We start from the raw sequence: 8180 nt of genomic DNA on the forward strand, positions 1-8180 counted from the left end.
GCTGAGACAGAATAGGACATCCTTACCTGTCGCACGGACCCGGCGGAAGGTATCGAAGGTTGCCTCCGCATTGGCCAGCGGATCTCCAGGTCCCGCAATGCCGACAACGGACAGCTGCATCAGCTGTGCCGCTACGCCATAGGTCTTGCTCGCCGCCTGCTCCGGCGTGAGCAGTTCACTAACAACGCCGGGACGGCTTTCATTGACGCAATCGAATTTGCGGTTGCAATAATGGCATTGAATATTGCATGCCGGGGCTACTGGAAGATGAATGCGCGCAAAATAGCGATGTGCCTCGTCGTTATAACAGGGATGTCGTCTGAGGGTTTCCAATGCTAAGGGGGTTTCCGAGAGATCAGCTAAAGAGTCCATTCATTCCCTCCTCTCCACGTTATATTCCCTTACACAAATCTCTTTTTTGTCTGGAATATAATTACATCTTAGAGACGAGGACAAATCCAGTCAATTCGCTTCTCCATGAAATCTCTGACATTTATCCTTATTTCACATATGTGTCAAATTTTACGTTAGGTAAGATGTCACACTCTTTACATGTGTGCGGTTACATTATATATTCTCAATAACATCAAGGCGTAAAAAAAGAGAGTCCGTTAAGACGGCTCTCCTTTTGAAATAAGAAATTCAAATTGGCTCGATCCTTACATGTTGGTAAAACGCCTGCCCTCCAAATACATTCACACCCACAAGTCCCTCGGTGAACGTACTATCTTCCAGGTCGATGACCTGCTCACCGTCTACATCAATACGAATGCGCAGGCCCTCCGCCACGATTTTAATATGATGAAACATTTCCGGCAAAACGAATCTTGGCACCTTGGCAAGCACCTGTCGCTCCTCAAATCGACCCTCTTTTTTAAAAAATAGGCGAATCGATTTCAGATTGGGGTCCAAATTCAGATAATAGCCACTCGATCCGTCAGCATTGGCGCGGAAAATCATGGATCCAGCACTTCCATTTCCATGCAGCTTCATATCAGCCTCGTACGTAAAATCTTCCGCCTGCTCAGCAGCCATATAATTCGCATCGCTGATATAGCTTCCTCGTATCCCATCCGTTGTCACGATCCACCGCGATGCGGAAACATCCGGCTTCCAACCTGTAAGGTTGGTATGAAACACCCCACCGTGCACCTTAACCAAGGTACTACCGCGGACCTTATCCTCCGAATCGGAAGCCGTAACAACAGCTTCTCCCGGGGCAACCGCCTCCATTAACGCACTCCCATCCTCGGACGCATTGATCTTTACAATCTCAGGATTGTTAGAAACCCAAATCAGCGAGATTTCTTTTTCTCCAGACTCATCCCCCACACTCGCGTACAGACGCTTCGTCTGCTCCCTCGCAAGCTCCACATAAGTGTGATCCATGATCACACTGGCAGACGAAGCATCTGGTAGCCTCCAGCTGTTCCGCAAGGCATAAACATGGAGGGAAACAACCTTCACCTCACCACCCTGGGTGTAAAAGCCCATCCCTCTTCGCGCCGAATCGGGCAAAATAATCTCCGAAAATACGACCTCTCCATCATTCCCAAACACCTCAACCGAGGATTCGTCCACAAATATACGCATTTGGATTCGATTTCCGATAGGTGCAAGTAATGCTTTATGAAGCGTTGAAAATAGAGTAGAGAAATCTGTAAGCCCTGAATCAGCACGGTTTACAAACATTTGTTGTATGTCTGTTGTATAGCCGACCGCCGTTCTTTGCTCACCGCCATCCCGCACGTAAAACCCGAATGCTGAAGCAGCCCCAACAGAAGGCAGTTCGAACACCGCTTCAATCTCATAGGCACCTGCATCCAAACCTTCCAGTATATTCGGAGAAGATTCCGTGACACTTTGATTTTCTATCGCAAATAAACGGGAACGCAGCGAAGTCAGCTCGGATATCGGATGCTGTATCAAACGGATGCCTTCACGAGTTGTTTTTAGCGATAACTCTCTCGGAATGCTAAACTGTCCCTTCCAGGGAGAAGTCGGAAAGCTGAACGGATAGTCCCAATTCGTCATCCATGCCAGCATGATACGCCGCCCGTCGGGTACATCGGAGAAGGACATTGAGGCGTAGAATTCCTTGCCCCAATCGGTTTTCAACACCTTCCCCGGTGAATGATCGTTTTGAAATTTGCCATCAGACGTCAGTTCACCGATAAAATATTCCGCATCCGAGCCTTGAGTGTTTGTGCTGGCTCCAGTGCTAATCATCAGCACCCATTTAGAAGTATTACCATCGTCTACCGGAAGCTGAAATAGATCCGGGCATTCCCATACTCCACCACGTATATAATCACCATAACCAAAGTTATCCGTCCAGCGCCAATCTATTAGGTTGGTGGAGGTAAAAAAACGGATATGATCGCCTCCCGACACTACCATAATCCAGCGCTGATAGACTTCATCCCACACTACTTTAGGATCACGGAAATCCCAATTGCCAGGATCGTTTTCACTTTGGCCCGGGTTCTCTATTACAATTGGGCGGTCTTTCGGGTATTGCCATGTACGTCCCCGGTCTGTGCTGTAAGCAAGGCCGATTCTCTGGTTGCCCTTGAGCTGATCGGGATTGAAGGAAGTGTAATAGGCAATCAGCCCTGCTCCTCCGTAGTCACCGAACAAGCTGGAAGTATTGGTTAGATCGGCTACAGCCGAGCCTGACCAGATATGACCAAGATCATTCCACTTCAATGCAAACGGAAGCCTTTTCCAATCCAGCAAATTCTGGCTGACCGCATGCGCCCATTGTCCACCATCCTGATGGAACAGGTGATACTCCCCCTCGAAATAAACCAATCCGTTCGGATCGCTCGCCGAGCCTCTGGCAGGAGAATAATGATACTGCGGGCGATATTTTTCTGTATAGTAATTCGAGACAGAGGTAAGGTAGATATCCTGAAAATAAGCAGTTCCCTCGGTCACTTTCATGCCTGCAAAGACGTTGGTATTGCTGCTATCCATGATATCAATTGCCGCAGGAGTATATCCATCTATAAATACCTGAATCCGCTCTCCATGAGCGATGATTTCCAAGTGGTGTTTGCTGCTGAACCCACCCGGATATGTCTGCGCCGACTTTGTAATCAACGTTCCGTCCGCCTTCTTCAGTTGTACGCGAACCTGATTGCCTTCGCCTTGCACAGAAGCAACATATCCATTTTTCCCATCCTGACTCCCTCTGAAAAATAGTCCTGCTTCCATTCCCGGTTCAGAAGGATTCAGCGTCACACCGCCTTCCAGCACCAGGTCTGTAGCTGCGGAGCTATATATCTTCAACGCATCTACTGCACTTGTTCCCTCAGCCCTTTGCCCCTTCAGGTCAGGTTGCCATTTTCCACAGATCAGGAGCGGTCCGCTTAGATTCGTATCCATATCACTGACTTGAATGTTCTGAAATAACGCCGATCCATTCCAGACATTCAGCCCCAAATATCCTGATGTATAAGTCGTATCGAACACATCTATAATCGGGTTATATCCCTCATCCCAGAACACTTTAAGATGGGAGCCCTCTACGCTCACCTTAAGATGATAAATAGCTCCTTTTTTTAAATTGACCTGACGTTCCTCTTTCAGTCTTCCAATATCCCCGGCAGCATCCCGCAACCGCAACAATCCGGCAGCCGGCACGATTTGGAGCATATAGGAAGACCACCCGTCCTCACTGGAACGGAATACTAGCGTAGCATCCGCCTGTGTGTCTGTGACCATCACATCCGCCTCAAAAGTAAAATCCTGAGACGTTGTTCCGGACATAGCCATCACATTTTCCTGCGGCTCCGACCTCAGCAAAAGTCCCTGGATGTTATCTTCTTTGTGCCCCTGTCCCTTAATCTTCCAATTGGTCAGGTTCGTTCGCGTGTTAGTAAACTCCACCTTCATCCCCCCTACCTTCTAGTACGGATCAACACCGCGCATCCACTACAAAATAATTGGAAAATCCGCTGTTTAGATCGTCATGGGGAACGTCTCATTTCAACGGCGAACGATCCACATAGATATGAATGTCCAATCGGTTTTCTACTGTTTCCAGTGAGGCTGCGTGTCTTCCCGCAAAGTCTTCATGGAAATCCGAACAGCCTGACCGTGTCCGGTCTACATATACTTCCTGCGTATCGGAAGCATAACCGACGAGCATCTCCTGTTTTTCTGATACTCGCAATTCCCCCAATCTGTAATAAATCGCCTATACAACAAATTTGAAAAGGCTTACATTTCCCATCTTCAATTTACCAAATCGAAATGTCATTCGTCAATTATTTTGTAAAAAAATCATTGACATTTGACTAAATATAGCATTAATAAATTATGCTTTTGTAAGAAGAAATGATAACAGTCATAGTATATAATCCAACTTTAAAAGTTAACCATAAACAATGACCGCTTTACTTATACAGCATGGATCTGTCCTCTCTGTTTCCCATACGCACTTTTTTTGTCCAGCTTATATAAGATTGGATTTAAATTTATTTGTCGATCCGATGGAGATAAATATAAGTTACCAAACAAGATTTACAAATGTAAATATTATTTGTTCGTTTGTAATGCAAACATTGCTATTTCATGCGAACTATTATACATTTAAGATACATTTAAGGTCTAAACGGAGAGCTGTAAGAGGCAACTGTACCTCTCAGGCAATCCATTATTAGTGAAGGTGGAACCTGTCTATGAAGAAAGAAAAAGTCACCATTCAAGACATTGCTGACGCTTTGGGAATCTCTCGAAATACCGCGTCCAAAGCGATTAACGGTAATGATAGCATCCCGGTTGATACTCGGAACAAGGTCATTAAAAAAGCGATAGAACTTAAATATAAGCAATTTGCCTATGTGGAAACGGAGAGCATCATCCCGAAAAATCAAGGTAACATTGCCCTGGTCACATGCAATCTGCCGAACAGCTCACATTTTGGCTCCTTACTCATCAGTGGTTTGGAGAAAAGAATAAGCGCAGAAGGGTATAATCTGTCGATTCATATTGTGCGGGAAAATGAAATCCATGCAGGAACACTTCCTAACAATTTTGAAGCCTCCAAGGTGGATGGAATTATTTGTATTGAAATGTTTGATCCACAATATAGTGAGCTTATTACGGATTTGGGACTGCCCACGATCTTTATTGATTGTTCTGTGGACATTTCTTATCCTGATTTGAAAGCGGATTTATTGCTGATGGAAAATGAACATAGCGTTTATTCTGTCACCAAAAGCCTGATTCATCGTGGATTTACGCGGATCGGGTTTGCTGGGGATTATAAGCATTGCAAAAGCTTCAACGAGCGGTGGGTTGGATATAACAGAGCTTTAATCGAAGCAGGTCTACATGTGGATTTATCTTGCTGTATTATCGATCAGGACCGGAATTTTTTCTCCGAGTCGGATTGGATGGATAAACAATTGGAAGGCATGAACGTGCTACCGTCTGCGTTCGTGTGCGCCAATGATTTTATTGCCGTCAGTGTCATGAAAGCGCTCAAAAATAAAAACTTGAAAATTCCTGACGATATTGCCGTGTTTGGGTTTGATAACGCTCCTGAATCCCGGATTGTGGAACCTCATTTGTCCACCGTGCATATCTACAACAACGAGATGGGCATTACAGCGGCTGAGATGCTATTGGCACGGGTCAAAAATCCTTCTAGACCTTATCAGATCACGCATATCAGAACAGAGCCGATATTTAGAGAATCCACTCCAGTGTTACAAATAGAAAAGTAAAAAGGTGTTCTGACGACGCTACGTGAACGGAACGTTGCTCCAATCGCTGTTGTATCCGGATTTTATTAAATAGCCTAGGGGTAAAATTCCGGATACAAAGGCGACCGCTGACGCTTTTTCGCAATCGTTCCGTCCTCTCCGCTGCTTTCAGCGTTTCCCTCACTATTAAGGCTTTTCTAACCATCAATACAGACCCTGAATAGAGCTACCTCTACTGTGAAAGCTCTAAGAAAGCAAAGAGGCAAACCCCTAAATCATCCAGAGGCTTGCCTTTTTCTAAATCCATTAACTAATTTATACGCCGAAATAGAATCTTAGTCTTCAACTATTGGTTTATAAATCCTTTGCTGGAACTACTGGCTCTCCCTCTATTTCCTTCGCATCTATTTCCGCCCCATCGATTTTCGTTTCATCGACTTCTTTTTCATCTACCTCCGCTGTCTTTGCCTCATCCACCTCATCACTGCTCTCTTCCTCCATCAAGGCTTTTGGCGTGTAGAGCTTGGGAATCGGCACATTCGCCCAATCCATATCGGACGCAAAGTAAAAGCTCGTATAGGAAGGTTGGTTATACCCGGTATTTTGACGCGCCACATCCGTGCGATATTGCGGATCATGCATCAACGTGTACAATTTATGCGTCGTAGGCTCTGTGCTCAGATAGATACGGATTGCTGAGCTATCCGCTGTGCGGACGAGCATTTCCTCCCGCCAATCTCCGAAAATGTCGGCTACCAGCGATGGAGTTCCTTTCGTATAGTTGTTCGTTTTGGTTCCAGTGGCGGTCATCAATGTACCTCGTTTCCAATCCTCAATGGTTGGGGTTACATCAATTGCACCGTTTACGATTTGTGTGGTCATATCAGCTGCCCATTTGATACTCATATTGGTACCTGGCATCTTCGTATCCAGCTGTTTACCCGCTGCGGTCCACAGGCCTATGGCCCACGTCTCCAGACCTCGCTGATCCGGATCTATGTCACCGACCATTCCCCGACCTGTATCCTTGCCGGAATATGCGCCGTAAATGATTTCACCCGTTTTGGCATCCCGCAAAGAATAGCCATATGGAGCGTAGGTGCCACCTTCATGTACCATAAAGATTTCTTTGCCGGGGCGATCCGGGTCAATATCGGTCACATGCAGCGCATCGCCATGTCCCAATCTGGCGGTTTGACCTGGAGTTGCGCTTTCAGGAGGCATGACATCAAATGAGCTGTACAACAGGCTGCCATCATGGTCAATCGTGGCGGAACCGTATACGATTTCGTCCTTGCCGTCACCGTCCACATCCACCACGCTCAAAGAATGCGCTCCCTGTGTGGTCAAGGTGCCAATTTTCGGGTCCGTTCCATCACGCCCGTGCGGACTATCGTTAAATGGATTGGTCATCGGTGTCCAGCCACTGTCCACCATCCAATGTTTTTGGAGATGGCGACCATCCCATGTGTAGGTGGCCAAAGTGGAACGCGTATAATAGCCGCGTGCGAATACGGCGTACGGCTTGCGTCCGTCCAGGTAAGCCACACCTGCCAGGAAGCGGTCTACACGATTGGCGGGTTCAATTCGGGCCATGGCGTAGTCTCCCCACATGAGGCCATCGTCATGACGCTCCGGCTCATAGCGGACGGTATCCAGCTCAGCTCCCGTTTTCCCTTTGAAAATCGTCAAATACTCCGGTCCATCGACGATGAAGCCCTCGAACTCTCTAAGCTTGTTTTTGTCGCTCCGTGAAGGTGCGTATACATCCATAAAGTAGTCTGTCAGGCTTTCCGCATCCTTTCGGGATAACGGATAACTGTACTTCGGAGCGATGCCAAAGCATTCCTCCAGCGTAGCAGGCCATTGTCCCTTGACCACTTCTTCATGCTTCGTCCAGTTCATAAACATGTTCACCACATGCTCATAATAATCCGAGCGACTCACACGGTAATCGTCCTCATGTGTAATCCCTGCTTTGCGATCCTCACGTGGAAGAGTAATATACTTTTCTTTTTTTGGCTTGCCCTTCTTATCAAAAGAAATCGTTTTGGTCCCTGGGGCCGTTTTGAACATCAGCTCGGCTTTACCATCGCCGTCAAAATCGTACACCATCATCTGTGTATAATGCGCACCTGATCGAATATTCACGCCCAGGTCGATCCGATACAACAGCTTGCCTTCGGCCGTATACGCATCAACATACGTATTTCCGGTATACCCCTTCTGAGATACATCTTTGGAGTTCGACGGGTCCCATTTTACAAAAAATTCATATTGTCCGTCTCCATCCACATCCCCCACACTCATATCGTTGGCCGAATAAGTATAGGATTCACCTGCTGGTGTTACGCCATCGGCAGGCTTTTGGAGAGGAAGTTCATAGTAACCCTGCTGCCATGGCTTCACTTTGGCGCTACGATCCTTTTCCCGCCCATTAACGACTGAAGCTACTCTGTATAC

General features: G+C 46.7%; 4 protein-coding genes and 1 pseudogene. 1 reads left to right on the forward strand and 4 read right to left on the reverse strand.

What is annotated here, in order from left to right; all coding sequences use genetic code 11:
• The 3 genes and pseudogenes from GRP75_RS15200 to GRP75_RS15210 all read right to left on the reverse strand — a co-directional run.
• A pseudogene (locus GRP75_RS15200) lies at positions 1–372 on the reverse strand (radical SAM protein); the annotation flags it as partial.
• A 270-nt stretch (positions 373–642) separates the two neighbouring features.
• The gene (locus GRP75_RS15205; RefSeq protein ID WP_160789716.1) at positions 643–3900 is read right to left on the reverse strand and encodes a glycoside hydrolase family 32 protein; all 3258 of its coding nucleotides are present in this window, start codon (positions 3898–3900) and stop codon (positions 643–645) included.
• Positions 3901–3988: 88 nt separating this feature from the next.
• Positions 3989–4189 carry a GH32 C-terminal domain-containing protein gene (locus GRP75_RS15210; protein WP_023987267.1) on the reverse strand — a complete coding sequence of 67 codons (201 nt, stop codon included), beginning with the start codon at positions 4187–4189 and terminating at the stop codon, positions 3989–3991.
• A 499-nt stretch (positions 4190–4688) separates the two neighbouring features.
• On the opposite strand from GRP75_RS15210, the gene GRP75_RS15215 reads away from it, so the two are divergent.
• A complete protein-coding gene (locus tag GRP75_RS15215; RefSeq protein ID WP_160789717.1) occupies positions 4689–5738 on the forward strand; it encodes a substrate-binding domain-containing protein in 1050 nt (349 codons plus the stop codon).
• A gap of 333 nt (positions 5739–6071) precedes the next feature.
• Here the strand turns inward: GRP75_RS15215 and GRP75_RS15220 are convergent.
• Positions 6072–8180 (reverse strand): rhamnogalacturonan lyase (locus GRP75_RS15220; RefSeq protein WP_160789718.1); only part of this gene is annotated, 2109 nt, incomplete at its 5' end.

Origin of the sequence: Paenibacillus sp. OT2-17 (genome assembly GCF_009827695.1) — a bacterium.
GTDB lineage: Bacteria > Bacillota > Bacilli > Paenibacillales > Paenibacillaceae > Paenibacillus > Paenibacillus polymyxa_B.

What these genes read in the sequence shown, in the direction of transcription:
- GRP75_RS15205 (WP_160789716.1), bottom strand. Translation starts at nt 3,900, where the DNA reads ATGAAGGTGGAGTTTACTAACACGCGAACGAACCTGACCAATTGGAAG.
- GRP75_RS15215 (WP_160789717.1), top strand. Translation starts at nt 4,689, where the DNA reads ATGAAGAAAGAAAAAGTCACCATTCAAGACATTGCTGACGCTTTGGGA.